Origin of the sequence: Citrobacter sp. SX206 (assembly GCF_024181025.1) — a bacterium.
In the GTDB taxonomy this organism is placed as follows: domain Bacteria; phylum Pseudomonadota; class Gammaproteobacteria; order Enterobacterales; family Enterobacteriaceae; genus Citrobacter; species Citrobacter youngae.
In genome coordinates, this window is sequence record NZ_CP049738.1 from 2,691,301 (window position 1) to 2,715,527 (window position 24,227).

General features: G+C 47.0%; 32 protein-coding genes. 13 read left to right on the forward strand and 19 right to left on the reverse strand.

Translation table 11 applies throughout. The features are described 5' to 3' along the window. Nucleotides 1-69: 69 nt before the first annotated feature. The 3 genes from G8S19_RS13265 to G8S19_RS13275 form a co-directional block, all read right to left on the reverse strand. Nucleotides 70-306, reverse strand: a complete 237-nt coding sequence (locus tag G8S19_RS13265; RefSeq protein WP_253685328.1) for a DinI-like family protein — start codon at nucleotides 304-306, stop codon at nucleotides 70-72. A gap of 395 nt (nucleotides 307-701) precedes the next feature. Further along, nucleotides 702-2,000 carry an anaerobic C4-dicarboxylate transporter gene (locus G8S19_RS13270; RefSeq protein ID WP_253685330.1) on the reverse strand — a complete coding sequence of 433 codons (1,299 nt, stop codon included), beginning with the start codon at nucleotides 1,998-2,000 and terminating at the stop codon, nucleotides 702-704. A gap of 106 nt (nucleotides 2,001-2,106) precedes the next feature. Continuing rightward, nucleotides 2,107-3,537, reverse strand: a complete 1,431-nt coding sequence (locus tag G8S19_RS13275; protein ID WP_199974905.1) for an aspartate ammonia-lyase — start codon at nucleotides 3,535-3,537, stop codon at nucleotides 2,107-2,109. A 136-nt stretch (nucleotides 3,538-3,673) separates the two neighbouring features. On the opposite strand from G8S19_RS13275, the gene G8S19_RS13280 reads away from it, so the two are divergent. Beyond that, complete coding sequence (locus G8S19_RS13280) at nucleotides 3,674-4,615, forward strand: LysR family transcriptional regulator (protein ID WP_253685332.1); 942 nt, start codon at nucleotides 3,674-3,676, stop codon at nucleotides 4,613-4,615. 215 nt (nucleotides 4,616-4,830) lie between these two features. Here the strand turns inward: G8S19_RS13280 and G8S19_RS13285 are convergent, their stop codons facing one another. After that, complete coding sequence (locus G8S19_RS13285; protein WP_253685334.1) at nucleotides 4,831-5,340, reverse strand: hypothetical protein; 510 nt, start codon at nucleotides 5,338-5,340, stop codon at nucleotides 4,831-4,833. Between the two features lie 235 nt (nucleotides 5,341-5,575). Beyond that, nucleotides 5,576-6,370 carry a helix-turn-helix transcriptional regulator gene (locus G8S19_RS13290; RefSeq protein ID WP_253685336.1) on the reverse strand — a complete coding sequence of 265 codons (795 nt, stop codon included), beginning with the start codon at nucleotides 6,368-6,370 and terminating at the stop codon, nucleotides 5,576-5,578. A gap of 152 nt (nucleotides 6,371-6,522) precedes the next feature. On the opposite strand from G8S19_RS13290, the gene G8S19_RS13295 reads away from it, so the two are divergent. The 3 genes from G8S19_RS13295 to G8S19_RS13305 are packed head-to-tail and all read left to right on the forward strand — an operon-like array spanning nucleotide 6,523 to nucleotide 9,552. After that, a complete protein-coding gene (locus G8S19_RS13295; protein ID WP_253685338.1) occupies nucleotides 6,523-8,487 on the forward strand; it encodes an FUSC family protein in 1,965 nt (654 codons plus the stop codon). Then, a complete protein-coding gene (locus G8S19_RS13300; protein ID WP_040233557.1) occupies nucleotides 8,477-8,692 on the forward strand; it encodes a DUF1656 domain-containing protein in 216 nt (71 codons plus the stop codon). Before G8S19_RS13295 ends, G8S19_RS13300 begins: the two co-directional genes overlap by 11 nt. Next, on the forward strand, nucleotides 8,689-9,552 hold the full coding sequence (locus tag G8S19_RS13305; RefSeq protein WP_253685340.1) for an HlyD family secretion protein: 864 nt from the start codon (nucleotides 8,689-8,691) through the stop codon (nucleotides 9,550-9,552). The genes G8S19_RS13300 and G8S19_RS13305 overlap by 4 nt, the downstream gene beginning before the upstream one ends. 292 nt (nucleotides 9,553-9,844) lie before the next feature. Here G8S19_RS13305 and G8S19_RS13310 read toward each other — a convergent pair whose 3' ends face one another. The 13 genes from G8S19_RS13310 to G8S19_RS13370 form a co-directional block, all read right to left on the reverse strand. Then, nucleotides 9,845-10,219, reverse strand: coding sequence for a hypothetical protein (locus G8S19_RS13310; RefSeq protein ID WP_016150400.1), 375 nt, complete (start codon nucleotides 10,217-10,219; stop codon nucleotides 9,845-9,847). 216 nt (nucleotides 10,220-10,435) lie between these two features. After that, the gene (locus G8S19_RS13315) at nucleotides 10,436-10,597 is read right to left on the reverse strand and encodes a hypothetical protein (protein ID WP_253685342.1); all 162 of its coding nucleotides are present in this window, start codon (nucleotides 10,595-10,597) and stop codon (nucleotides 10,436-10,438) included. A 120-nt stretch (nucleotides 10,598-10,717) separates the two neighbouring features. Beyond that, the gene (locus G8S19_RS13320) at nucleotides 10,718-10,885 is read right to left on the reverse strand and encodes a hypothetical protein (RefSeq protein ID WP_253685344.1); all 168 of its coding nucleotides are present in this window, start codon (nucleotides 10,883-10,885) and stop codon (nucleotides 10,718-10,720) included. Between the two features lie 851 nt (nucleotides 10,886-11,736). Continuing rightward, complete coding sequence (locus G8S19_RS13325; protein WP_253685346.1) at nucleotides 11,737-12,225, reverse strand: class I SAM-dependent methyltransferase; 489 nt, start codon at nucleotides 12,223-12,225, stop codon at nucleotides 11,737-11,739. Continuing rightward, on the reverse strand, nucleotides 12,225-12,695 hold the full coding sequence (locus G8S19_RS13330; RefSeq protein ID WP_253685348.1) for an ead/Ea22-like family protein: 471 nt from the start codon (nucleotides 12,693-12,695) through the stop codon (nucleotides 12,225-12,227). The genes G8S19_RS13325 and G8S19_RS13330 overlap by 1 nt, the downstream gene beginning before the upstream one ends. Then, nucleotides 12,692-13,015, reverse strand: coding sequence for a hypothetical protein (locus G8S19_RS13335; RefSeq protein ID WP_253685350.1), 324 nt, complete (start codon nucleotides 13,013-13,015; stop codon nucleotides 12,692-12,694). Before G8S19_RS13335 ends, G8S19_RS13330 begins: the two co-directional genes overlap by 4 nt. Next, the gene (locus G8S19_RS13340) at nucleotides 13,012-13,236 is read right to left on the reverse strand and encodes a hypothetical protein (RefSeq protein WP_046671208.1); all 225 of its coding nucleotides are present in this window, start codon (nucleotides 13,234-13,236) and stop codon (nucleotides 13,012-13,014) included. The genes G8S19_RS13335 and G8S19_RS13340 overlap by 4 nt, the downstream gene beginning before the upstream one ends. Continuing rightward, entirely contained in the window at nucleotides 13,233-13,895 is a 663-nt protein-coding gene (locus G8S19_RS13345) for a DUF1627 domain-containing protein (protein ID WP_253685352.1), read from the reverse strand. The genes G8S19_RS13340 and G8S19_RS13345 overlap by 4 nt, the downstream gene beginning before the upstream one ends. Nucleotides 13,896-13,908: 13 nt before the next feature. After that, complete coding sequence (locus G8S19_RS13350; RefSeq protein WP_253685354.1) at nucleotides 13,909-14,364, reverse strand: replication protein P; 456 nt, start codon at nucleotides 14,362-14,364, stop codon at nucleotides 13,909-13,911. Then, a complete protein-coding gene (locus tag G8S19_RS13355; protein ID WP_253685356.1) occupies nucleotides 14,348-15,382 on the reverse strand; it encodes a DnaT-like ssDNA-binding domain-containing protein in 1,035 nt (344 codons plus the stop codon). The genes G8S19_RS13350 and G8S19_RS13355 overlap by 17 nt, the downstream gene beginning before the upstream one ends. Next, nucleotides 15,379-15,621 carry a DUF4222 domain-containing protein gene (locus G8S19_RS13360; RefSeq protein WP_253685358.1) on the reverse strand — a complete coding sequence of 81 codons (243 nt, stop codon included), beginning with the start codon at nucleotides 15,619-15,621 and terminating at the stop codon, nucleotides 15,379-15,381. Before G8S19_RS13360 ends, G8S19_RS13355 begins: the two co-directional genes overlap by 4 nt. 12 nt (nucleotides 15,622-15,633) lie before the next feature. After that, a complete protein-coding gene (locus tag G8S19_RS13365; RefSeq protein WP_155021235.1) occupies nucleotides 15,634-16,110 on the reverse strand; it encodes a toxin YdaT family protein in 477 nt (158 codons plus the stop codon). Further along, nucleotides 16,110-16,349: a Cro/CI family transcriptional regulator gene (locus tag G8S19_RS13370; RefSeq protein ID WP_250010969.1), complete on the reverse strand. Its 240-nt coding sequence runs from the start codon at nucleotides 16,347-16,349 to the stop codon at nucleotides 16,110-16,112. The genes G8S19_RS13365 and G8S19_RS13370 overlap by 1 nt, the downstream gene beginning before the upstream one ends. A gap of 82 nt (nucleotides 16,350-16,431) precedes the next feature. Between G8S19_RS13370 and G8S19_RS13375 the strand changes: the two genes are divergently transcribed. After that, nucleotides 16,432-16,839: a helix-turn-helix domain-containing protein gene (locus G8S19_RS13375; RefSeq protein ID WP_253685360.1), complete on the forward strand. Its 408-nt coding sequence runs from the start codon at nucleotides 16,432-16,434 to the stop codon at nucleotides 16,837-16,839. A 245-nt stretch (nucleotides 16,840-17,084) separates the two neighbouring features. Here G8S19_RS13375 and G8S19_RS13380 read toward each other — a convergent pair whose 3' ends face one another. Further along, nucleotides 17,085-17,348, reverse strand: a complete 264-nt coding sequence (locus G8S19_RS13380; RefSeq protein ID WP_071891820.1) for a hypothetical protein — start codon at nucleotides 17,346-17,348, stop codon at nucleotides 17,085-17,087. Nucleotides 17,349-17,714: 366 nt separating this feature from the next. Here G8S19_RS13380 and G8S19_RS13385 point away from each other — a divergent pair, with 366 nt between their 5' ends. The 8 genes from G8S19_RS13385 (at nucleotide 17,715) to phoQ (ending at nucleotide 24,201) form a co-directional block, all read left to right on the forward strand. Beyond that, nucleotides 17,715-17,909: a hypothetical protein gene (locus tag G8S19_RS13385; protein WP_253685362.1), complete on the forward strand. Its 195-nt coding sequence runs from the start codon at nucleotides 17,715-17,717 to the stop codon at nucleotides 17,907-17,909. Further along, complete coding sequence (locus G8S19_RS13390) at nucleotides 17,902-18,087, forward strand: hypothetical protein (RefSeq protein WP_044711810.1); 186 nt, start codon at nucleotides 17,902-17,904, stop codon at nucleotides 18,085-18,087. Before G8S19_RS13385 ends, G8S19_RS13390 begins: the two co-directional genes overlap by 8 nt. A gap of 459 nt (nucleotides 18,088-18,546) precedes the next feature. Further along, nucleotides 18,547-20,208 carry a hypothetical protein gene (locus G8S19_RS13395; protein WP_253685364.1) on the forward strand — a complete coding sequence of 554 codons (1,662 nt, stop codon included), beginning with the start codon at nucleotides 18,547-18,549 and terminating at the stop codon, nucleotides 20,206-20,208. After that, the gene (locus G8S19_RS13400) at nucleotides 20,205-20,432 is read left to right on the forward strand and encodes a hypothetical protein (protein WP_119921999.1); all 228 of its coding nucleotides are present in this window, start codon (nucleotides 20,205-20,207) and stop codon (nucleotides 20,430-20,432) included. Before G8S19_RS13395 ends, G8S19_RS13400 begins: the two co-directional genes overlap by 4 nt. Before the next feature lie 59 nt (nucleotides 20,433-20,491). Then, entirely contained in the window at nucleotides 20,492-20,707 is a 216-nt protein-coding gene (gene xisR, locus G8S19_RS13405) for an excisionase family protein (protein ID WP_119922033.1), read from the forward strand. Next, a complete protein-coding gene (locus G8S19_RS13410) occupies nucleotides 20,707-21,993 on the forward strand; it encodes a site-specific integrase (protein WP_253686634.1) in 1,287 nt (428 codons plus the stop codon). The genes xisR and G8S19_RS13410 overlap by 1 nt, the downstream gene beginning before the upstream one ends. A 73-nt stretch (nucleotides 21,994-22,066) precedes the next feature. Then, nucleotides 22,067-22,738, forward strand: coding sequence for a two-component system response regulator PhoP (phoP, locus tag G8S19_RS13415; RefSeq protein ID WP_061068817.1), 672 nt, complete (start codon nucleotides 22,067-22,069; stop codon nucleotides 22,736-22,738). Further along, a complete protein-coding gene (gene phoQ, locus G8S19_RS13420; protein ID WP_048211949.1) occupies nucleotides 22,738-24,201 on the forward strand; it encodes a two-component system sensor histidine kinase PhoQ in 1,464 nt (487 codons plus the stop codon). The genes phoP and phoQ overlap by 1 nt, the downstream gene beginning before the upstream one ends. The last annotated feature ends 26 nt before the right edge of the window (nucleotides 24,202-24,227 follow it).

The following is a 24,227-nucleotide window of genomic DNA, read 5'->3' on the forward strand; positions in this document are numbered from 1 at the left end:
AATGATTGTGCGAGACGATGCGGAAACTTGATTTAAAAAATGGCAGCGGGAGCCACCAGTTAAGGGGTGTTAGTTAACAAACCACTCGTCTGCACTTTCCCAGGTATCCTGGAGGATTGATTCAATTTTCTTTTTGTCGTCCTTGTCACCGCCTAAAACACTTAACCCATCTGACCCGGCACGGCGGATTGTGAGCCTGCAATTGTCATAGTGATCATTCAGGCGCTTAAGCAATTCTTTCTCCAGTGCTGGTACCGCGCCTTTAGGAAGTTCCTTCATGCGATCAATGGTTAATTCAACTTTCATAATGGCCTCCACTGCACATACTGTGTTTTTATACAGTATACCTACGCACGAAAATGATCAACGGCTTAAGAGCACAAATTGTTAAATTTCTGTCAGTAGTAATAAAAGAAAACCCGCCGTAGCGGGTTGAATTAGCACTGTTTTATTCTTTCTGCGGCACAATCCCGTAAGATTCGCACTCACTAACGCCTCATCAATGATCAACTGTGTGACCATGAGGTAAAGTGTTAACCAACTTTCATTCGCCTTTTTCAATCAGCAAAAGGGTGGTTAGTGCCAGGAGCGGACGTTGTTTTTGATAGCTATTAAGCTATGAATCACTGTTAATCTGTAAATGATAAAATGTTTTGGATTGCATCTTACTATTTCCTATATCTGATTGGTAATCATATAAATTAAAGAATAATTTTTGCCAGGGCAAAACCGATTGGGACTGCAACTAATATAGAGATACAGCCCGGTAAAAAGAATGGATGATTAATTATCTTAGAACCATTCCACCGTTTACTTAAAAATGAGCCAGTATCATCAGTTGCAATTGCAAATGCAGTTGTTGGGTAAATGTTAGTGAGATAGAGTGCACTAACAGCGACGAAACTGGCTAAAATGGCATCAGCGCTAATACCAATAGAGGCGGCAATAGGCATCAATAAAGCACATGTTGCGCCCTGACTGAATAACATTGCGCTGGTACAGAAAAAAACTACCGCCAGTAGTCCCGGATGCATATGTAACATATCACTGGCTTGTATTTTTATCTCATCGATATGTGCGCCAATAAGCGTACTGCTTAACCACACAATACCTAACACCACAACCAGTGATTCAGCACCAGATTTAAATATAGGTGTATTCTTCAGTTCTTTCATATCAAGCTTACAGATAAAGACAATTAACGTAGAAATAACAAACATGGTGATAATTATTAGATCACGAGAATTAATCGTATGCCCAATATCCGATTTAAACAGCAACATACAAACTACAAATATAACACCAACCAAAAAAATAACTACCGAAGATTTAGCCCTTGAGGGAACTTCGTTGTTGATATGTTTATTTATAATAATTTTATTTTCTTGCATAACTTTTTTACAAATGGGGTCATCAGCCAAATTTTCACCTTGTCTGCTGGCGATAAAAGCTGCAACCAGCATAGCAAAAAAAGCTGTGGGAAAAACAATCAACATAGCATCACTAAAACTGACTCCCATTACCTCAACAGTACCATACATAATTGCTGTAGCTGCAGAGATTGGTGAGGCTGTAATTCCTAACTGCGAAGCAACAACAGCAGAACTTAATGGTTGGCTGGGCCTAATACCGTTATCTTTTGCAACTTCCTGAATCACATTCATGACTGACATAGCGGTATATCCCGTACCGGAAAGTACCGTCAGGAAAAAGGTCACTGTTGGCGCAAGAATATTAAGATAACCTGGATTATTACGTAATAATTTCTCTGTCAGAGTCACTAAATAATCCATTCCGCCAGCCTGTTGCATTGCAGAGAGCGCTACAATGGTGGACAGAATAATGAGCATGACGTCGACAGGCGGAGTCCCCACCGGAACATCAAAAATAAAAACTGAAATTGCTAATCCAACCCCACCAGCAAACCCTACTCCAATTCCCCCCCAACGGGCGGCAACCATGATAGTCCCCAGCAATAAAATGACATGAAACATTACCATATAATTATCCTGTTTTATTTTTATTTCACGCAAAGTGGATGCCAAGGTAATGAATTTTTACATTCATTACCTCAAGTCAAAACTAATTATTTATTAAATCGGGTTACTACAAAATATTCATTTCTTTTTGATACCGCTTAATCACTGCTGTACTTTTTTGTGGGTCAGTCATATTCATTGGATCAAGCAAGTAATCTGCCTGTTCTGGTGTTAACAGATTTTCTGCTAACACGACCTGCTTTACACTGGTCTGCTGCTGAAATGCAGCTTTGGCGATTCTAGATCCTACCTGATAGCCAAATAATGTGGAGATGATAGTCGCAAGCGCTGTACTTTCCTCTGCATAACGGGCGCTCACTTTTTCGTTGATCGCAATATCCTTCAGGCACTTATCAATAAATAACGGTATCCCTTTACTTAATAATGAGCAGGATTCAAACAGAACTTTCAACAACACAGGTTCCCACACGTTCAGATCAAGCTCACCGCCCTCCACAGCCATCGTCACAGTTACGTCATTGCCAATCACCTGATACGCAATTTGATTTATCAATTCAGGTATTACAGGATTAATTTTTCCCGGCATAATTGAAGAGCCCGGTTGGACAGCAGGGACAAAAATTTCATTAAACCCCGCTCTTGGTCCTGAACCTTGTATACGAAAATCGGTAGCCATTTTGGAGAGAAACGCAGCTATTTTTTTTAGCTGTGCGGAAAATTCAATATAAAAATCACCGTGCTGAAGACCGTCAAAGAAATCCGATTCTGGCGTGTATTTATCCCCAGTAATGATTTCCAGCCACTGATAAACTGCCGGGATATATCCTTCGTGAGTGGACAGGCCTGTGCCTATAGCTGTCGCGCCCAATGGTAAAAACAATGCTTCTTCGCTTACTTCAGCCATTTTTGCTCTAAGTTTGCTGACCTGCGTACGATAAGCGCCAAACTGCTGGCCAAACGTCATCGGCACTGCATCTTGTAAGCAGGTTCTCCCTAACTTCACCTTGTCAGAAAACAGAAAACTTTTTTCTGATAACACCGCTTCAAGTTCTTCTAATTGAATTAACAATTGATTAATATTCATACGGCTGGTCATTTTCATCGCCGCAGGGATGACGTCATTCGTTGACTGCCCCAAGTTAACGTGGGTATTTGGGTGAATCTCATCATATCCGCGTTTGCCAGTGATTAGCTCATTGGCCCGGTTTGCGACTACTTCATTCATGTTCATATTGGTTGAAGTGCCGCCTCCCCCCTGAAAAATATCAATAGGAAAATGGGCATCAAAATCGCCGGCCATTACCTCTTTCAACGCAATAACGATGGCTGACGCTTTCTTTTCATCCAGCGCACCAATTTGTCTGTTAGCCTCTGCTGCCGCTTGCTTGATTGAGGCGATAGACCATAAAAAGTGTGGAATTTCTCCAGCTGTTTTTCCTGACACGGAGAAATTCAGCACCGCACGTTGTGTTTGAATACCATAGTAGGCCTCATCTGGCACCATTAAAGTTCCTAATAGATCTTTTTCTTCACGCATATCCGTTTCTCTTGTGTATTAAGGTTACCTATACATTAATTTAGCGATGTAACAGATAGTTTGAAGTAGCTCAAAGAAAAAATACCATTTAAAAGTTAAATAGATACTATTAAAAAATGTAATACTAAGGGGCAAAATGAAGGATATTAACTTTGATTTTAAGCAGTTGCAGGCATTTTTAGCCGTGATAGACACTGGATCATTTACAGCCGCAGCAAGGAAACTGAATGTGACCCAGTCATCAATTTCGCAGCAGGTTGCAAACCTGGAGCTAGGATTAAATACTGCTCTAGTCAACCGTTCACAGCGACCAATCCAGATGACGATAGCCGGACAAGCACTCTACCCGTTAGGAAAAAAAATTATTGATAACGGTGTCCACCTGCAAGAACGTATCAATGCAATAAGCGACGGACATATTTCAAATCTGAAAATTGGGTTTGTGGATTCAATTAGTAAAACCGTTGGCCTGGATATACTGAAATTCCTGCAACCACAGGTGAAGAATATTTTTCAGGTGACTGGCACAGCATCCGGATTACTCCAGGCACTTAATAATGGGAATATTAATCTTGCTGTAACCATGCTGTATACTGAAATGCCACCCAATGTTAGAATGTACCCTTTGATTGAGGAAGAGTTTCTATGTATTTGCCCCAAAGCATGGCCGGAAACAGAGCTGGAAGAATTATGTAAACAGCGGAACTACATTGCTTATACCCAAAATACGCCTACGGGAATCCAGACACTTAACTGGCTGAAATGGCAAAATTTTTCCCCTACCATTCAGTTTGAAATGGACAATGCTGATGAAATATTGAAACTAATATCCTGTGGTTACGGGTGGACGTTAACGACACCGTTGTTCATTACTACTATTCCTGCTTTTTCTAACTTGCTGAAGATTATCCAGATCAAAAAGCGTAAAGAGCATCGCAAAATTGTTCTGCTGTGCAAGAATGATGAGTTCTCAGTTTTTTATAAAAATATGGCGTTTGAGATTCGTTCGATATTGGAAACGAAACTGGAGCAGGAGTTTTACAACCAACTGGATTTGGATGATAATTTGCCATCATAGATATGTACACGAACATAACAGATCTCAAATCCAATGTCCGCTCCTCGCTCACAGCGAGACCTTCAGCAGTCCATAGCTGTTTGCTATGTACCGAAATCGGACATAAAAAGCATCTTGGTGAATAATATCCATGATGCTTCTCTGTATACATTTCTCACGATATCTAACTGAAGATGATTTATTTTTTTACCATTTCGAAATGATATGTTGTGAGATCACTTTATCCCATAGTTAATTTCTAAGGCCATGGATGATACGAAATTATCTTGTTTATCTTTGGGTTTTGTCCACCATGGACCTGGATTTTCATCAAAATCCTTAAGTGCTTGTTGAGTTTTAGGACCAAAATAAATGCTTGAGAGATAAATAATACTCTGAAACTCGCCTTGAGCATCAGTTAATTTATCAACAACTAGTTGTTCAACTTTTCCTTTTTTTATCATGTCAAGGTGCTCATTCCAAATATCTTGCAAACCCGGAGATTTACCAAAAATCTTAGCAGCTCTATCAATGAGGATAATTCTCTGTTCAATTATTTTATTCTGGTATTCATAAAGACGAGATTCTTTTTCGTTAACAGAATTCTGGTAGTTTGTAATAAGCACTCCTCCTAAAGTCCCTAATATCCCAAGAAACGTTAATGCAAGCGGAAGGATGATATCTTTAAAATACATTCTTCTCCGTCTATTTCGTGTGCTATTTTCTCTAGAGTTATAGATATTCATATTTACCACCTTTGCTGGCTTAAGTTTAAAAATAAAAAACTGATATAATTTTAATTAAAGCATTTTACCACCGTACTTGACAGAAGATTTAATCGTTATTGGCAATGATATTTTACAATAATACCAAAACTATTTAGATTTTTCTGCAATATCCTCTCCTCACTGTGAGTTCAACGCAGTAAGCTTGCCCGCATCTTGCCCACGCGTAAATCAAGAGTCTCACACTTTATCAAGTCTATGAATCCGCCGTTTTGCGAACAGAAAAATAGTGCGCTGGCGTACTGCCCATGGTTTTTCTGAACATGGTGATAAATGCGTTAACCGACTCATACCCCAGGTTTGCTGCCACATTTTGTACTGACACCCCACTTGCCAGCTCCCGCAGGGCAATAATCAAGTGCAGTTGCTGACGCCAGCGACCGAAAGTCAGACCGGTTTCACGCAGCATTAAGCGCGCTAACGAGCGTTCGCTGAGTGCCAGTCGCTTTGCCCAGACTTTGAATGTGCTCCGGTCGTCTGGATTGCTGACTAACGCATCGGCCATAGCACGAATTTTAGGGTTCGCAGAGACCGGCAGGCTCAATTTCTGCTGTGGCATGGTCACGAGTTCATCAAGTGTCACTCTGGTTAGCCTGCCAACATGACTCTGTGGTGCGTAATCAACGCCTTCATTCGTTAAACGATCAACTAACTCTTTAATCAGCGGTGAAATGGCCAGCGTGCAGCATTTTTCCGGCAATACGGCAGTGCCTGGTTCAATAAACAGATAGTTAAGGTGCGCATTCCAGGTCGCTTTGGCGCTATGAGGAACGCCGCCGGGGATCCACACAGCGCAATCGGGTGGCACAATCCAGATATCGTTTTCCGCACGACAAATTACCGCCCCATACAGTGCAATAATCAACTGCCCTTTACGGTGCGTATGAACCGGCACTTCGGCTGCGTAATCGACGAAATCGATATGACGAGCGACTGCCGGGCTCGACGTGCTGTCGGGATCAAACAAGGTATTGGCAAGTCGGGATGTCATGTTATTGGCAACATTTAGGTATTTTTTGACAGAATAGAGTATTTAGTGACGTGTGCAAACCGGGAATAATTCTCGGCATGAATACAATCATCCCCCAACACGTCCCTTTTTGGCACGCGATACGCCGCTGGTCAGGCAGCATAATCACTCCCATGCTACTGAGTGACGCCCATGCCCTGCTCTATTCCCTCAGGAGTTTTGCCGCTGCGATGCTCGCCTATTATATCGCCCTATCGATTGGCCTGGAACGGCCATCCTGGGCCATCATCACCGTCTATATTGTTTCGCAAACCTCGGTGGGCGCTTCGCTGAGCCGGTGTCTCTATCGCCTGGTCGGCACCGTGGCGGGCGCAGGGGCAACGGTATTGATCGTGCCTACGTTTGTGAATATGCCGATTTTATGCAGCGTGATGCTGACAGGCTGGATAGCCTTCTGCCTCTGGTTATCCCTGCTTGACCGTACTCCCCGCGCCTATGCCTTTGTACTGGCCGGTTACACCGCAAGCCTGATTGGCTTTCCCGCCGTATCCGACCCAGGCTCGGTGTTTAACATTGCTATCATCCGGGTGCAGGAGATAACGATCGGTATCGTCTGCGCCGCGCTGATCCACCGGTACATTCTGCCAAGTCGGATATCAGGCCTGTTCAACAGCAAATTGACGCAGACGCTACACGCGGCACGACAGCATGTTGCCGATACTCTGGCGGGCAAGTCTGATAAAGTTTCAGCCCCCTTGCAACTCGCGCTTGCACTGCAATTCCTGCAGGGCATCAGCCACCACATCCCGTATGATTTTGCCCTTTCAGTTCCGGCCCGACAGGCCAGAAAAGCACTCCATGACAGGCTGGCACGATTAGCCATCGTGAACGGCGAATTACGCGATCGCTTGCAGGTGATCGCGGATATGCCCGCCGATATACAGACGCTGCTGAATGATGTCCAGGCCTGGCTCACCTACGACAATGTCGGGAAACACAAAAGTACTGCTGAAGCCCTACAAAAACGTAGCACCCGGTTACTACAGAAGCGTGCGGTGCAATCACTGACCTTTGAGGACGCGCTGGGGGTGAACTTCTTAGGCTACATAGCGGAGTTGATTAGTCTTATTCACCAGTGTGAGCGCCTTTCGCAGGCTATATTTCACGCGGAACCCGAGACCATACGGGCGGAAGATAGCGCGGCGAAAGGATATATTTTTCATCGCGATCCCCTGAGTGCAATCCGGACGGCACTGGGCGCGTTTGCCATCATCCTGAGCGGCTGTCTGATATGGATCGACTCAGCATGGTCAGATGGCGGTACAGCGGTTTCCATTCTTGGGGTTTGTTGCACTCTGTTTGGAAGTTTCGACACGCCTGCACCCCATATTGTGAAATACATTATCGGCTCCTTCTGGGGCGTATTGATAAGTCTCATCTATAGTTTTGCCCTGCTTCCCCAGGTCAGCGATTTTCCCGTACTGGTTGCCGTGCTTGCTCCGGTCTACCTGCTTGCCGGGTCACTCCAGGCACGGCCGCCCACCACGTTTATGGCGATGGGAATAACGTTGACGCTACCTGTATTGTGCGAGTTGGGTGCGCATTACAGCGGCAACTTCGCCGATGCGGCTAACACCGCCATCGCGCTATTTTTCGCGACCGGTTTTGCGGTCTTTAGCATGAGCCTGCTGCAAACCGTGCAAGCCGACGCGGCGATAAACCGCCTGCTGAAACTTTGTCAGCGTGATATCCGCCGGAGCGTGAACGGCGTATTTAAAGGAGATGAAATGCACTGGACCAATCTGATGATTGATCGAGCTGCCTTGCTGCTGCCACGCATACCGCGTAGCAGGCCATCATCCGCTCGGGCACTTGTTCACCTGATGCACTTTCTGCGCATTGGCCTCGGTGTGATGCATCTTCGCCGCTGCGACATGCCCTCAGGCTGTGGCATCAACGCCATCCTTTATGACCTTACCCGCTCTACGGAGACTGAAGCCTTGCGCGAGCGCATCGCGGAGATAACCGTTCAATACTTGCCCGCCACTGATAAACCATCGCGCCAGTTAGTCGACAAACTGGTTGATTTGCACTGCGCGTTACGAACGCAGGACGAGGAATCCACAAATGATAAATGACATCAATATCGGGGGTGTTTTTTTTCCCGGTCTGCTGATGACTGTGCTCATCGCGCTGATCTGTACGCTATCACTCTTATTAATTTTCTCTTTCAGCAGGCTTTACCGACGTTTGCCCTTTCGCCCGTTGATTGATTTTTCGACTTTTATCATTAGTTGTTTCCTGCTTTTGCAGGGCCTGACCACTCTGGAGTTATTTGCATGAAATCTTTACTCTCTTTATTGGGTCGCTATGCGCTGACATTAAGTGCCGTTGCGGTGGCGACACTCGTGGCATTTATTTTCTGGAAACAGTATGCGCAAACACCCTGGACACGCGACGGGCGGGTTCGTGCGGATGTGGTGCAGATTGCACCGGATGTTTCCGGGCCGGTGAGTCGCGTGGCGGTCCGCGATAACCAGTGGGTTAACCGTGGCGATATTCTCTATGCCATCGATCCCCACTGGCTGAAGCTGGCCGTGCTGAGTTCACAGGCTGACGTTGAGGCAAAACGTCATGAGATGCTAATGCGGCAGGATGCGGCAAGGCGACGGGCGATGATCAAAGGGGTGATATCCAGTGAGGACATCCAGCAAACAGGCAGTGCGGCAAGCATCGCGGCGGCCAATTATCAGGGCGCACTGACCGCGCTGGAACTGGCTCAGCTTAATTTAGCGCATGCCACCGTGAGATCACCGGTGGACGGCTATGTCACACATCTCCGTCTTCGGCCCGGTGACTATGCCACCGCGGGAGAGACAAAAGTCGCCATTGTCGATGCGCACAGTTTCTGGGTGGTGGGCTATTTTGAAGAGACTAAACTGAGTCATATCCGCGTCGGGAAAACCGCGCAGATTTCACTGATGGGTTTTGATTCGCAGCTCATAGGCCATGTGGAGAGTATCGGGCGGGGAATTGGTGACAGCAACGATGAGACCGGCGGACTTGGGCTGCCGGATGTCAATCCCACCTTTAGCTGGGTTCGGCTGGCTCAACGTGTACCGGTGCGCATCCAGTTAGATACCATGCCTGCAGGCATTGAGTTAGTGGCAGGATTATCCGCGAGTGTATCCATTATGCCTTAACAGGTATTAACAGCTCTGACCATCATTGGGTTGGGGTAACGGTGTATGTGTAAATATCCCGGTAACACCGGTCATCCCATGACTTCTGCGGACCTATAATGTTGATTTATTAATGAGCCAGGGAGCAACACGATGGGTAGTAGCCCCATATTTCTATTAAAGAGGTGAAGCTTGACCGTTTTGGTGAAATCGAGGGTGTCCTGTTTGCGAAGGTCCCCATGGTGCCATTAGCGGAGGTTGTCAATAACAAGTCTTAGTTGAACAACGGGGAGCTGGTCAGTATTTCTGCTCATCACTTTCGCAGACCAAACCGTATATAATTATGAGGGAATAAAGGTTTAATCATTATTTTATCATTAAAAATAAATAGGTTAGGTGATATGGCGATGACATCGTAGATATTATCGACAATGAGTTGTAGATGGGTTCTGAACACGGGTACATTCGCATCATCCGCTATGACAAATACAGTTTCATTGCCTAAACCGCCCCCGTTAAACATATCATGACTAAGTTCATAATCGCTGAAGTCCATTTCCGACCATCTGAGATTACCGCTATGCCATGGATATTGATGAAAAATATCCATTATCGCGCTCAAATCATCCCCTTCCACAACATTAAAATCTGTCTTGAGCAGTTCCTTACATTCCTCAAACAATGTCATGTCCACTCCCTTTAGGCTTTATGGCTGTATCTTTTATCATAACCTCCCTGGAGGATTGTCTAAAGGGATTACGAACTTCTGCTCCTCGCTCATAGCGGACCAAAATCAAATTCTAAAACGACGTTGCCAAGTGGGAGTCCATAGTGAATGACGGGACGCTCCGGGCAGCGCCATAATAAATCAGCGCCCGCTAGAGGTAGACGTTGTTTCATGGTGCTATGAACGCTCCTGCCAGACAATCCAAGCAACTGCCGCTTCCCATGAAATATATCCGTTATTGCCATGCTTCGCCCTGCGAAGGTCAACCGTATCACCAAACCTTTCAATGATGAATTTTTCAAATTCTATGCGTTTATCTTCATCGTCCGTTGAATCCATGTTCTCCCCAGCAGCATCTTACTAATCGCTCTTATTGCATGAAAAATAACATATCCGTTAGATAGTGAAAAACCCGCCGAAGCGGGTTTGATTTTGATGGCGAGTGCTATTTATTAATAACTATTTCTGACAAACCTTCTTAGACTTGCTGATAGAGCCATCATTGCAAACAAACTTTTCACCCGAACAATGCGATATTCCGCCTTTCTTACCTGAGCATGGCTTGTTTGCTGCCATTGCTGTCAGAGAGAAAAGTGACACCAATAAAACAACAAGAACTTTCTTCATATCCCTATCCCCATCAGTAAAAGACAGGGGATCGTAGCAGGGATTGATGAAGCAAAAAAGAAAACCCGCCGTAGCAGTTTGAATTAGCAATGTTTTATTAAGACGCTATTTGTTTCTGCTGACAAAACTTCGACAGGTTAGCCCTTACCAGAGATTCAGTTAATGGTGGCTATACAACAAAAAGTAAAACTACTATGGTGGCCTTTTGGTTAGCCTCTCTACGCTATCGGATCGGCCTGCCTATCTGCAAATACTTATCACCTAATCTGTTTAAATTACTGATGGTGCTTAGCAGAAATCATGAAGCGAAGATGTAAAAAAAAGCCCACTCGGACATGGGCGGGCTAAAAGAAGATAAATTGAATCTATTATTATACGAGGTGCTGCAACAAGATGTGACGCATCTTATCAAATGTACAATGCGGTCATCCCTTTGAAAAATTTAAACGTAATCTCATTTTTTTCAAATCAGTCCTTGCACTACACTTCATCTCCATTTGGACTGCTTAGTTCAATCTCCCACTCTATATCCTTCCCCTGGAACTGGGGCATTACCTCGCCCTTATCAACACTTGTCACAACCTTATATGACTCGTTTTTCCATAAACCCGTCTGAGGGCAGATTTGACCTGATGTTGACTTAGAGGCTGGAGGTGCTGCTCCATACTTAAGATAATTATAACTGTCAACATAACCATACCCACTACGATTAACTGATGAAACCATAAATACTCCATACAATTATCCATTCACAGTATGTAAATGCGGTCACACATTCTGATAATTAACATTGCAACAATAATTTATTGATATATGTCACAAAAACTAGCTCATTCCTGCTAGGTCTCGGTTCATATGGTTGTGAGTAAGTCCTTCACAAAGATAATCCAGTGGGTTTTATCGTTCTTTCCGGTACGCTGGCCAATTGCAGGTTTCACATCTGTAAGCGCCAGAATCTGGCTAACCGGGATCTGCGTTTCGTTCCATTTGAAGATGAGCACGCCGTGTGGCCTCAACACCCTGAACGCCTCTTTGAACCCGGCGCGCAAATCAGAACGCCACGTTTTTTTGTTCAGTCGACCGTACTTTTTACCCATCCAGGCAGACTGGCCCACGCGCTCCAAGTGCGGTGGGTCAAACACAACAACCGGAAACGTTGCGTCGGCGAATGGCAGCGCACGGAAGTCGGCAATCAGATCGGGACTGATAACCAGGCGGCGACCGTCGCACAACTCGTGCTCTTCAGCGCGGATATCAGCAAACACAGTGCGGGTGTCCTGTTTGTTGAACCAGAACATGCGGGAGCCGCAACACACGTCCAATATTGTTTGCTCTGCCATCACTCCCCCTTCACGCCAATGCCAGCGTATGGTTCGTCATCGAGGTCAATTGGAGCGGCGCAGCGGGGGCAATATCCATCACAATCAACTATTGCCAATACCTTGATGTCATGTTTGCATGACCAGCACTTCACAAATTTAGGTTTATCCAGCGCCTCCAGTTCTGCTATGCGCTTCTCTGCGGCACGTAACCTGTCAAAAAGGCTATTGTTCTCACGACAAAGCCTGGCTTTTATCTCAACGTCCTTAGCAATCTGCTCTTTGGCCTCTTCGAATGCCTCAGCAACAACGTCGTACATGAGAGATTGGTGGAAGAATGCCTTCTGGTAAGTTTGTTTGTTCTCCAGCTCATCCAGCAGCGCTTCTGCGGCGATGTAAATCACCTGGAGCTCACGGTCTGCCGGGTCGCTGTAATGGTCTTGCATGAGCTGGAATTCTTCACGCAGCGCCTGTTTGTCGATGTTGCTCATAGCGCGGCTCCTTGGCGAAGTTGGGCGGCGAACTCATCAACCGCATCAGATAGCGATCGGTAGTAAGCTTTAGCCTCGACAAATACGGAATTTTCCTCACCGCAAAACTTCAAGAATCCTTCCACACCCTGTGCCCGCACTTCAGCTAGGAAAGCATCGGTGGCTGGGGTTTCTGGCTCGTAACCATCGGCACTGACGTAACGGGTAATCTCCTCTTCGTAGAAAGTTTCCGGCTCGATGTGTGCAACATGACAATCGTTAATGATGAAATTTTTCAGCCCCGCATTCTCCGCTGCCAGTTCTTCGTAGGTTGGTTTCACGCTGATTTCTCCTGATTAACTTTTTCGACCAGTTCAATCCACTGTGGCGCCAGCTTTTTTTCTGCCTGCACGCGGCTACCGGCTGGACCATCCAAATTCACGCGGTAATGGTCATACGGACATTTCAATCCACCCCATACCCATCCCATATGGTTTGGCTTTAGCGCGTATTCGGGCATATTTCCGCAGGTCGGACAGCGCGGTAACTCAGACTGTTTCATTGCGCCAGCTCCTGCATCAGCGCGCCGTGTTTGCGAATGCTGCGAACGGCTTCACGAAGTTTTTCCAGGTTAGCCAGCTTCGCTTTTGTGCGCCGAATTTCACTTGAGATACCGCGTACCGTTGGGATAAGCAGATCATCAGGACGGCTGACGAAAGCGGGGATTTCCTCAACAATTTCAGTGACAGATTTTTCTGGTACCAGTGGTGTTGATGTTTCCGGTTCCCGTGGTGCAGAGCTTTTGTTTTTCACTGACGCAGTGGCCGGCACCGAATAAACAAACTTGCTGCCTACTTTTTCGCGGATGATCCGCCCTTTTGTCATGTGGTGAGTCAGCATTGGCGCCACACGTTTTGACTCAATACCTGCCAGTGTTGCCAGCTCAAAGGATGTCTGTGGCCCATGTTCCGCCAGTAATGCGATGACGTCGCTGACTGATACACTTACCGGCGCTTTGCTGAAAGAACTGATCGCTTTTGGCTGTGATTTAACTTCCCCGGTGGCAACTTTCCAGTACCCGTTAGCCTGAACAACCTCATTACGCTCTTCGTGCTCACGCAGCATCCCGATCACCGCCGCCGGCTCAATTTTCATGCGCGCCGCAATTTCACGGGCAGTCGCTTTTTCCATCGCTTTCAGTACGTCTAAAATGGTTTCCATAAAATTCTCCAGGTTAAATTAAGCCAGCCGCTTTACGGCGTTTGTATTCTTCAAGCAGCTGCTGTGCGGGGGTTGGCCCTGCCGGGTGCCGCGGTGCCTCAATCTGTTTTCTTACCGGGGGGATCTTCCCGCCCTCTTCTAGATGCTTTTCCCATCTTGCCAGCTGGTCTGCCGCCAGCCTTTCCAGTTCTGGTTGGGTCATCTGCCGCTCAACACCGGTGCGGCGCAGTTCAGTGCAAATCTGGTACAGGACCGGGTTACATTTGCGCTCGATGAAATATTCCTCAGTGCTGCTGTAGCGGTACGATTCGTTGCGCCAGCACTTGTATTCCGCCATTACGTCCGCCGTCTTAAGCCCCAGCCTGCTGCCGCCGCAGTCAGCCACAATGGTCACGAACTCAGCCAGGTCAGGCGGCCATGAGTTGCCCGCGGCGCAGCGTGCCACCAGCGCATTACAGACGCTCGTCATCCGGTCGCTGGTCAAATTCCCAATCTGAGCAATCCATAGGTCCGACGGGGCCGAGCCGTTTTTGGTCTCCCATCGGTTGGAATAGATTTCCATCATGAGCTCCCAAAACGTCCACGCCTTTTCCTCGATCGCGGAGTTGTGCTGCACGTACTGCGCGTGCTCGCTGTACAGCTGCGTTTGCTGTGGAGTTTGGATCCAGTCCTGCATGAGTATTACCTCGCGGTGGTGTTGATTTGGTGTTCTGCAGGTGGCGGGCAAACTTTTGCTCCCACTGCGTCTGGGTGAAAACTTTCTGCTCAGAAATCCAGTAATCCGTAAAACTGGCCAGTGCGGCTTTCAGCTCTTTTGCTGCAAGGTCGGCAGGGATCGGGAAATTCCAGTACGCAGCACGCTGGCGAAAATCTGCCGATGGCGCCCATTCCGTTGTCATCGGGAATTTTCCAAATGACTGTACTGCTGGGTATGCGATTCCCGGTTGTCCAGGGTATTCCGGTACCGGGTTGTTGTTAACTGGTTCGACCTCTGACCCTCGCGCGTTATGTGTGGGGTTTAAGTCTTTAGATTCCTCTGGGGGATTCCGTATCCCGTTTTTGGGATCGTTTGACGGAAAAAACGGGATCGTTTCACCGCTTTTAATACACCCGTTTTTGGGTTCGTTTGGTTTAACAGTCCCGTTTTTGGGTTTCTTTAAAGCATCCCGTTTTTGGTAATGTTCCCGTTTTTGGGTTCGTTCTGCGTCTTCGATGCTCTCTTCAATTCCCACTAACTTGTAGACTGGGATTTGCTTTGTACGTCCGCGGCGCTCTCCGGTGTCCTGGATAAACCCAATTTCCACCAAATGCTGCAGGCTGGCCTGAACGGTTTTTTTATCCAGTTCGGTAGCCTCGACCAGCGCCGCGATTGATGGATATGTCGTAAAGTCTGCACCGCACATGTCCGCCATCCAGGTCAAAACCGACTTGGCAGACGATCGACCTGTTTTGGCTTTCTTAGCCCAACGCATGGCATCAAGACTCATTCCTGCCCCTTCTTAAATTTCAAATCGAACTGATAGCGGCTCATTTCGCAAATGCCGCTGTAACCCTCTCGCTGATACACAACGCGATACTGAGAGCTACGGAGTACCGTCACCATGCCACCGCGTTCGTTGCGGTATTTCATCCCCGGAATCAGTTCAGCGCTGCAATCGACTGTCTCCGCCGGTATTTTGTGCTTCATCGCATTTTTCATGCGGTCTACTAATTCCTGGACAAGCATGGGAGCCTCCTGTTACGCCGCGCGCGGACCAATATGGTTAAACTGGATGCTGACGCCGGGGATGAGATCGGCCAGTGCCTGAATTGCCTCTGACGTTTCTTTGCGGATTACCTGCATTGGCTTACCAGTCAGCACCGCGCTGGTCGCCTCGATGCACTCGCGGTTAGCAATGGCCACCAGGTTATGTAAGTCATGCTGACCAGCCAGCTCTGCATCCATCGCAGCCCTGATTGCTGGCGCAAGCGCAGCTGCCTGACCACGATAGTTCGGCGTGTCATTTCGAAATGCCCGCTGGATGATCTGCGTGTTGTTATGCAGGCGGCGCACATACTCTGACGGGTCCACGATATCTGCCAGGCTATCCAGCAAATCACCGTAGTGATGCGAGGTAATCAGTGGGACAATCTTTTTCCAGCCCCCTTTCCTGCCATCCTTCATCGCCCACTCTTCCAGCTCGATGGCCAGCAATTTAATCTCGTTGATTTTCATCAATCAGATTCCTTCTTGGTTGTGCTGGTATTCTGTTTACCAAGGCGTTTGGCCTGGCGGTAACGGTCATAAACGTCTTTGTCGTAGATGAGTGCGCCATTTGAGGCATCAGCGAGACGCTGAGCACAGCGCTCGGGAACAAGTTCTTTCCATTGACTTACAGCAGAGCGGTCGACGCCAGCAGCATGTGCCACTTGAGTGTTTGTGCCGAAGAATTTCACGGCATCAATTTTGTACATTAAGCAACCTCGTTTGTTGAGTTTATTTAACAAGGTTATTTGGTGAGAATTCTTTAGTCAAGAAGAATTAAGATATCTAAACATGAATAGTGAAACTTTAGGCCGTCGAGTATTACGTCGACGCAAAGATGTTGGGTTAACGCAGCGAGATCTTGGAAAAGCTCTCGGGATATCGCACGCCACTATTTCGCTATGGGAAAGTGACAACACAGAGCCTTCAGGTAAGAACCTGCATGCACTTGCTAAGGTGCTCCAGTGCAGCCCTACTTGGATTTTGTTTGGTGATGAAGACCAGACTCCTGCAGAACCAGTCTCAATTGAAGAGCAGAGAACTTTAAGCATTGATGAACAAGAGATGCTTGAGCTCTATCGCTCTTTGCCAGAATCAGAGCAACAAGCTCAAATCCAAAATCTCCGTGCTCGAGTTGAAAACTTCAACCAGCTCTTCGAAGAACTCCTAAAAGCCCGCAAACGAACAGAAAAAAAATAACCTTTTTCAGTAAGTTATCTTCTTACGTCTCTTTTGTTGAGTTTTATCACCAAAAATAACTTGCCAAACTTGGTTAGTAATCTTAACCTTATTCCATCAAGTAACCACACGCAGTGATTACTCAGAATCAAAATGTTCCGCTTACCCTGGCGATACAGGGCCAAAAACAAAAAAGCGCCCTACTGGACGCTTCGCTCTTTAATAATCTGGACATTCTGATCATAGGTAGCTGAGTTAACCAATATTCAGGCGGTACATGGCTCTCCAGTAACTCTTTGAACAAACTGACAAAGAACAATTTTTCCTTCTTCAATTGAATCAAAAAGTTCTGAATGATAAACGCCATCAGTTCGCTTACGAAAAAGATACTCAAATTCTGGTTTGACGCTTCTAGATGTCAGGCGTTTCAAAGTATCCATATCGCAGCGGAATTTGAATTGCTTGCCAGACCTTTGAAGCATGTGCACACCCGTGGATGTATTACCTTTATTTCGAATAAGTGAAACCATGGTCGATGTGCCTTTGCAATTGAATTGGCTGATGATTGACCATCTGATCAATCTACCTCGGATGTCCAGATTATCGCATTCCTGACAGTTGGGGAATAGCAGGATCCACCTCGCCTGATGTGGTTAAAAGCAGGCCAAAGCGATAACAAGTAGCCCCCTGTTCTGGGGAACCGGTGTTTTCCCGTATGTATCCCGTCACCGCCAGCTTTTTCAGGGAACAACATGCAAGCGCACTCCTTCACTTACCAGTTATGGGTGACAGGTGTGAAACAGGCAGAGTGCGCTTGCAGATGTGATTAATTGCTGTGTGTGCCGCGTGGTCTTTGCCCATCTCCCACGATGGGCACCTTTTTTACCGGAGGGTTTATGAAAAATTCACAGCCAGTTATACCGGACGGGGATCCTGATGTGGAAAGCTCAGTAAGTAATTTTATCTACCAGTTAAGCGTTCCTGCTTTTCGAGACCGCCTTACTTCTGAACTCGAAGCGCTGTACGAACAACAGAAGGCAGCTCTCGATCACACGGAATCTTTACTCAGGATGGTGCGAGCCAATGGTTAAATTTACCAGCGAAGATATTGCCCAGCGTACAGCTGAAGCTGAATATAAAAAAGCTGTGGCTGATATAACCGGCGTTCAAAAATATAAAGATGAGGCGGTGCTGGATATGTGTTTCATCAAAGTAATGACCAAAATAGTTAATGACCAGAGGGTTAATATTAGCGAGTTTTTACGCTGAATTTTTATTTACCCCCTTCGATAACTTCAAACAATTAAGAGAGTTTTTATTTATGCCTTAACTGGCAGGGCTAACTATATCCATCAATGATGGTCCTGTCGTAGCCAGCCATGCAGGGAGGGTAAATGACACTTGAGTGCTGTCCGTATTGTAAAAAATGGAGTTCTGATGATTCCATGTATAAATCAACAAAAAGAATTCATAAGAGAGTAGAGACTGCTTATTTCTGTAGCCTTGAGCATGCTATCTCCTACAAACAAATTCATGAACCACGGCGCTGCAATTTAAGCAGAAGCTATGTGCGCCATTCACATAAACATTAATGAGGTTGTTATGACTATTGAATTAAATATTTTTTCTGGAATGCTCGAACCTAAAAAGGGTTCGCTTGATAAAAATAAGGACCTTCCCGTTTACGCTGGCGCTGTGAGAGCAAAAAATAAATCCGCGGCACAGGTGATGTTACACGGAATTTTCCTGCAATCCGCGCCTGAACTTGCTGATGATTATTTCAAACCAAAGGTGTGGGAGGATGGCGAAGGCATCCCGCGCCCGGAACTTATGGGGGTATTAACCCCTGATTTTTTCTCTGATGAAATAGTCTGGAATGCTGAAACAGGCAAACCTGAGCGCGTGCTGGTTGAGCCTGAACTTGCCGATGATGGCAATCAGATGAGCGAAGGACAGACTGAAGAAAAAATGACGGCAGTTAAGCCGCTGCCAGCCAACTATCGCGCCGCCAGCCTGGTGCTGTTTGGGCCAGTTGAGGAAATCACAGCGACACAATACGGTCAGATTATGGATCTGGTTAATGATGAAGAGAGTAGTCAGGCCCGCGAACTGATGGAAGCCCTCTCCCGCGAACCTCGTGTGCTTGCACTGCTGCCGGAACGCCAGGAAGAACTGCTGGCGCATCTGCGCGCAACCGTCAAAGAAACAGCGCAATGGACCGATATCAAAAGGCCGATTAATAAATGGCTTGATACTCCGCCAGTAAAACGCGATGAGAAAAAACCAGGCATGAGCGAACTTGCTACCAGGCTGCGCTATCGCACCGCCATGGGCAAATTATCCCGCTCCATGGATTTCGACGTATGCAGTCCCCCTGTTGGCATTGAAATGCGCATCAATACCATGCTGTGCAGTAAAGATGTCGAGATTGATGACTGGTGTGCGCCATTTTCACGTACACCGGGTATTCATGATTATCACCCGGCGTCCATCGTAGCCATCATCAAAAGCGCTGATGAAAAACTTCATATTTATCCTAGCGAACTTCGCCAGTACATCGATAGCTGCATTGCGGGTTTTGACTGCGTTAATCCACCACAACTGGTTATTGATATTGCCTGCGGCCGTACGTTTGCCCCGCTGCCACAAAAAAATGATGGAGCAAAATCTGATGGTAAAACCGAACAGACGTTACAGGACGAAAATTTACCACCAGCAGTCTGCCCGGCTCGCGCTGCAGAACTCAACAGGGAACTGGATGCAGCATTTGCCAATAGCGCCTCAAATGAGGGCGAAAAAACGGAAGTGACCGAGCAGGAAGATAACCGACTTCCAATGGATGCCCGAGAAATTGAGATTGCCCACCCGCTGAACGACCTGCTTTCGGGACGTACTGACATTATGGGTAAGGAAGAAGCGGAAGGCGTTGTGGCATGCACCGGTCATATTATCGCTGACGTTCTTCCTCTGCTGATCATCGATATCGCCACCACTGAATTTTGTCTGTCCCCTAATTTCAACGATGACGAAATTCACGATGTCGCAACGACAATTCTTGATGGCTGGTCTGATGATGCTGCCTTGCGTCAGAAAATCGCCCTCGATGCGATCGTGGAATATCGCCGACCAGAGCCACCAAAACCGATAGTGATAGCTCCAGCAGTTGTCACAGCCAAACCGAAGAAAAAACCAGAATTGCCTGCTTCCTCACCGGGTAGCGACGTCACCAATGGTGAACTGCCTACCACCCTGACCTACCGCCAGCAGTTGACGCTAGCGGCTCTGCAGGGGATGTGCGCTAACCCGGCATATCGAGGTGATTTTGATGAATTGCCACACATGGCAGTTGCGCTGGCCGCTGGGGTTATAAGTGCGGAGGCGGAGCAGTGACAGAGAATTTAACCGGCGATGAAGCGCTGATCCGCTCGCAGCACATCTGTGATGATGGGTGTGACTGGACGGCATGGCATGTATGGAAAATGAGAGAACGCAGACAGATCAGTGAGCATGTTTTTAGTCTGCCACCAGCGCGTCGGCTCGTTATGCCACCAAGCATCAAGCCGAAGAAAAAACGGCGCCAAAAACGTAAGACAAAACCAACTACTGATTTTTGATTATCAATATTCGCCAACCGCAGCATGTACTGTTGTGGCTGGCGGCATCGGAGTTATGTATGTCGCAACTCATTTTCAGCGAAGAGTGGATGGTTGAAGCGCGACTAACAGAAAAGACCGGCTTGTCTGAAAGACAAATTAAAAGTTATCGGTTGAATTTGTGGATCGAAGGCGTGCATTTCAAACATCTGACAGCTCTCGGGGAAACTGGCAATTCTAAAGGTCTGCTTTGGTACAACTATCCAAAGATTAACCAATTAGTACAGGAAGCATGATGGACTTTCCAACCGGCGTTGAGCTGCATAATGGAAAAATACGGATCACATTTACCTATCGCGGCAAACGTTGCCGCGAAGTCCTTCGCGGTTGGACGGTGAACAGCAGCAACATCAAAAAAGCTGGTAATCTTCGCGCACTCATCACAAGCGAAATACAGCTCGGTAAGTTCGACTATGCGGAACGCTTTCCGGAATCCAAAGCGCTTAAGAAGTTCATCACAACCAAAAAAATCACCACGTTTAAAGAGTTGAGTGATTTTTTTACAGACACCAAAGCCTTAGAAGTATCTGGTGCAACGCTGCTATCGCTTACTTCGGTCGTAAATACGTTACAGCGTGTAATCGGAGAAAATACCCGTCTGGTTGATATTGAGCATGCCGATATTTTGCATTACCGAAAGGAGTTATTGACCGGGACAATTATTAACCCGGCAATGCCGAATCTGGCCAGGCAAGGCCGCGCGCCCTCAACAGTCAATAAACAGATGGCAGTTTTATCAGAAATGCTTAAGCTCGCAAACCGAAGCCAGTTTATATTGCATGCTCCTTATGAAGGAGTGTCGCGACTCAAGTTATCTAAAAATGATCCCGACCCACTTTTACTTCATGAGTACCAGGCACTGATAGCCGCCCTTCCCCGTAGCCAGGCATTAATCATCATTGTTGCCGTACATACGGGGATGAGGCCGGGCGAGATATGCGCCCTGGCATGGGAAGATATTGATTTGGTAAAAGGTGAAATCCACGTATCCAGAAGTTTGACGAATAAGCGAGTATTTGTACCTCCTAAGACAGATGCCGGAATAAGGACAATAACGTTGCTTAGGCCTGCTCTGGATGCACTGAAGGAACAATACGAAATCACCGGCGCTAATCCGAAGCAAGAAATTCGATTTCACCATCGGGAGATCGGTAAAACTGAGCAGCAATCTCTTCGCTTCGTTTTTTCACCGACAGCATATTCGTCAAAGAAAGGCAGTTACTTTTCCAAGAACTCGATTGCCTATGGCTGGAAGCGAGGTACTAAACTTGCCAATATCCGCGAAAGGAATCCTTATCAGTCACGGCATACCTATGCCTGCTGGACGTTGATGGCCGGAGCGAACCCGTCATTCATAGCGAGTCAGATGGGGCATGAAGATGCGCGAATGGTGTACGAGGTTTACTCCAAGTGGATTGGCGACATGAACCAGGATCAGGTCAATATGCTGAACAATCAGATGCCAACAGCACTGCCCCCAGGACGCCCCCACGGGCGAGGGAGCACAAAAAAAGTTATTTAATTTCATAGCGCTGCTTTCAATCTACATAATCAGCGTTAAACTATTCGTACCATGAATTTAGGGAGAAACAATGATGCGCGTGCTGGTTGTTGAGGATAATGCATTATTACGTCACCACCTTAAGGTTCAGCTACAGGATTTAGGCCACCAGGTGGATGATGCAGAAGATGCAAAGGAAGCAGACTATTTTCTTAATGAACACTTGCCGGATATTGCGATCGTCGATTTAGGACTCCCCGATGAAGACGGACTGTCACTGATCCGCCGCTGGCGCAGTAATGACGTTTCATTGCCCATTCTGGTGTTAACCGCCCGTGAAGGCTGGCAGGACAAAGTGGAAGTGCTCAGTGCCGGTGCAGATGATTACGTCACAAAACCGTTTCACATTGAAGAAGTGGTTGCAAGAATGCAGGCATTGATGCGCCGCAATAGTGGTCTGGCCTCGCAGATAATCTCGCTTCCGCCATTTCAGGTGGACCTTTCTCGCCGCGAACTGTCCGTGAACGATGAAGTGATCAAACTCACGGCGTTCGAATACACCATTATGGAGACGCTGATCCGTAATAGCGGCAAAGTCGTTAGTAAAGATTCGCTTATGTTACAGCTCTACCCGGATGCTGAACTGCGTGAAAGTCACACCATTGATGTCTTAATGGGACGTCTGCGCAAGAAAATTCAGGCGCAATATCCGGACGATGTGATCACCACGGTACGTGGGCAAGGTTATCTTTTTGAACTGCGCTGATGAATAAATTACTGCGTCATTTTTTCCCGTTATCACTGCGGCTGCGCTTTTTGCTGGCAACCGCAGGCGTTGTACTGGTCCTCTCGCTGGCTTACGGCATGGTGGCTTTGGTTGGCTATAGCGTCAGCTTTGATAAAACAACATTTCGTCTGCTACGTGGCGAAAGTAATCTGTTCTATACCCTGGCGAAATGGGAAAACGGCAAAATCAATGTCGAGCTACCTGAAAATCTCGATATGCAAAGCCCTACAATGTCGCTGATTTATAATGAAAACGGTAAGCTGCTCTGGGCCCAACGCGACGTACCCTGGCTGGTACAACGTATTCAACCAGACTGGCTAAAGACAAATGGTTTTCATGAGATTGAAGCCAATGTCGACGCCACCAGCACATTGCTACGCGAGGATCATTCGGCACAACAGAAGCTAAGAGAAGTCAGAGAAGATGACGATAATGCAGAAATGACCCACTCCGTGGCAGTGAACATCTACCCTGCCACCGCCAGAATGCCACAACTGACCATTGTGGTTGTTGATACCATTCCTATTGAGCTCAAACGCTCATATATGGTCTGGAGCTGGTTTATTTATGTGCTGGTTGCCAATTTACTGTTGGTTATCCCGTTGCTGTGGGTTGCAGCCTGGTGGAGCCTGCGACCTATCGAATCACTGGCGCGCGAAGTCCGTGAGCTTGAAGAGCATCATCGCGAGATGCTTAATCCTGCCACCACGCGTGAACTCACCAGTCTGGTGCGTAACCTCAACCGCTTATTAAAGAGCGAACGTGAGCGCTACGATAAATACCGTACCACGTTAACCGACCTCACCCACAGCCTGAAAACACCGTTGGCCGTATTGCAAAGCACGCTACGTTCGATGCGTAATGAGAAAATGAGCGTGAGCGATGCTGAACCCGTCATGCTGGAGCAAATTAGCCGTATTTCACAGCAAATTGGCTATTATCTGCATCGTGCCAGCATGCGCGGCAGTAGTGCCCTTCTCAGCCGGGAATTGCATCCGGTTGCACCGTTGCTGGATAAACTGACCTCTGCATTAAACAAGGTGTACCAGCGTAAAGGGGTTAACATTAATCTCGACATTTCGCCTGAGACAAGCTTTGTGGGTGAACAGAACGACTTCGTCGAAGTGCTGGGCAACGTCCTGGATAACGCCTGTAAATATTGCCTGGAATTTGTCGAGATCTCAGCGCAATTAACGGAAGATCATCTGCACATTGTGGTAGAAGATGACGGCCCCGGTATTCCACACAGTAAACGTGAAGTGGTGTTCGACCGTGGTCAGCGCGTGGATACCTTACGCCCCGGGCAAGGCGTGGGTTTGGCTGTCGCACGTGAGATCACCGAGCAATATGACGGGCAGATTATCGCTGGCGACAGTCTGCTGGGCGGAGCGCGCATGGAAGTTATTTTCGGCCGCCAACATCCGGGACAAAAAGACGAGTAATCTTTACATGTAATAAATATGTACTG

What these genes read in the sequence shown, in the direction of transcription:
- G8S19_RS13265 (WP_253685328.1), bottom strand. Translation starts at nt 306, where the DNA reads ATGAAAGTTGAATTAACCATTGATCGCATGAAGGAACTTCCTAAAGGC.
- G8S19_RS13270 (WP_253685330.1), bottom strand. Translation starts at nt 2,000, where the DNA reads ATGGTAATGTTTCATGTCATTTTATTGCTGGGGACTATCATGGTTGCC.
- G8S19_RS13275 (WP_199974905.1), bottom strand. Translation starts at nt 3,537, where the DNA reads ATGCGTGAAGAAAAAGATCTATTAGGAACTTTAATGGTGCCAGATGAG.
- G8S19_RS13280 (WP_253685332.1), top strand. Translation starts at nt 3,674, where the DNA reads ATGAAGGATATTAACTTTGATTTTAAGCAGTTGCAGGCATTTTTAGCC.
- G8S19_RS13285 (WP_253685334.1), bottom strand. Translation starts at nt 5,340, where the DNA reads ATGAATATCTATAACTCTAGAGAAAATAGCACACGAAATAGACGGAGA.
- G8S19_RS13290 (WP_253685336.1), bottom strand. Translation starts at nt 6,370, where the DNA reads ATGACATCCCGACTTGCCAATACCTTGTTTGATCCCGACAGCACGTCG.
- G8S19_RS13295 (WP_253685338.1), top strand. Translation starts at nt 6,523, where the DNA reads ATGCTACTGAGTGACGCCCATGCCCTGCTCTATTCCCTCAGGAGTTTT.
- G8S19_RS13300 (WP_040233557.1), top strand. Translation starts at nt 8,477, where the DNA reads ATGATAAATGACATCAATATCGGGGGTGTTTTTTTTCCCGGTCTGCTG.
- G8S19_RS13305 (WP_253685340.1), top strand. Translation starts at nt 8,689, where the DNA reads ATGAAATCTTTACTCTCTTTATTGGGTCGCTATGCGCTGACATTAAGT.
- G8S19_RS13310 (WP_016150400.1), bottom strand. Translation starts at nt 10,219, where the DNA reads ATGACATTGTTTGAGGAATGTAAGGAACTGCTCAAGACAGATTTTAAT.
- G8S19_RS13315 (WP_253685342.1), bottom strand. Translation starts at nt 10,597, where the DNA reads ATGGATTCAACGGACGATGAAGATAAACGCATAGAATTTGAAAAATTC.
- G8S19_RS13320 (WP_253685344.1), bottom strand. Translation starts at nt 10,885, where the DNA reads ATGAAGAAAGTTCTTGTTGTTTTATTGGTGTCACTTTTCTCTCTGACA.
- G8S19_RS13325 (WP_253685346.1), bottom strand. Translation starts at nt 12,225, where the DNA reads ATGGCAGAGCAAACAATATTGGACGTGTGTTGCGGCTCCCGCATGTTC.
- G8S19_RS13330 (WP_253685348.1), bottom strand. Translation starts at nt 12,695, where the DNA reads ATGAGCAACATCGACAAACAGGCGCTGCGTGAAGAATTCCAGCTCATG.
- G8S19_RS13340 (WP_046671208.1), bottom strand. Translation starts at nt 13,236, where the DNA reads ATGAAACAGTCTGAGTTACCGCGCTGTCCGACCTGCGGAAATATGCCC.
- G8S19_RS13345 (WP_253685352.1), bottom strand. Translation starts at nt 13,895, where the DNA reads ATGGAAACCATTTTAGACGTACTGAAAGCGATGGAAAAAGCGACTGCC.
- G8S19_RS13350 (WP_253685354.1), bottom strand. Translation starts at nt 14,364, where the DNA reads ATGACGAGCGTCTGTAATGCGCTGGTGGCACGCTGCGCCGCGGGCAAC.
- G8S19_RS13355 (WP_253685356.1), bottom strand. Translation starts at nt 15,382, where the DNA reads ATGAGTCTTGATGCCATGCGTTGGGCTAAGAAAGCCAAAACAGGTCGA.
- G8S19_RS13360 (WP_253685358.1), bottom strand. Translation starts at nt 15,621, where the DNA reads ATGCTTGTCCAGGAATTAGTAGACCGCATGAAAAATGCGATGAAGCAC.
- G8S19_RS13365 (WP_155021235.1), bottom strand. Translation starts at nt 16,110, where the DNA reads ATGAAAATCAACGAGATTAAATTGCTGGCCATCGAGCTGGAAGAGTGG.
- G8S19_RS13370 (WP_250010969.1), bottom strand. Translation starts at nt 16,349, where the DNA reads ATGTACAAAATTGATGCCGTGAAATTCTTCGGCACAAACACTCAAGTG.
- G8S19_RS13375 (WP_253685360.1), top strand. Translation starts at nt 16,432, where the DNA reads ATGAATAGTGAAACTTTAGGCCGTCGAGTATTACGTCGACGCAAAGAT.
- G8S19_RS13380 (WP_071891820.1), bottom strand. Translation starts at nt 17,348, where the DNA reads ATGGTTTCACTTATTCGAAATAAAGGTAATACATCCACGGGTGTGCAC.
- G8S19_RS13385 (WP_253685362.1), top strand. Translation starts at nt 17,715, where the DNA reads ATGAAAAATTCACAGCCAGTTATACCGGACGGGGATCCTGATGTGGAA.
- G8S19_RS13390 (WP_044711810.1), top strand. Translation starts at nt 17,902, where the DNA reads ATGGTTAAATTTACCAGCGAAGATATTGCCCAGCGTACAGCTGAAGCT.
- G8S19_RS13395 (WP_253685364.1), top strand. Translation starts at nt 18,547, where the DNA reads ATGTTACACGGAATTTTCCTGCAATCCGCGCCTGAACTTGCTGATGAT.
- xisR (WP_119922033.1), top strand. Translation starts at nt 20,492, where the DNA reads ATGTCGCAACTCATTTTCAGCGAAGAGTGGATGGTTGAAGCGCGACTA.
- G8S19_RS13410 (WP_253686634.1), top strand. Translation starts at nt 20,707, where the DNA reads ATGGACTTTCCAACCGGCGTTGAGCTGCATAATGGAAAAATACGGATC.
- phoP (WP_061068817.1), top strand. Translation starts at nt 22,067, where the DNA reads ATGCGCGTGCTGGTTGTTGAGGATAATGCATTATTACGTCACCACCTT.
- phoQ (WP_048211949.1), top strand. Translation starts at nt 22,738, where the DNA reads ATGAATAAATTACTGCGTCATTTTTTCCCGTTATCACTGCGGCTGCGC.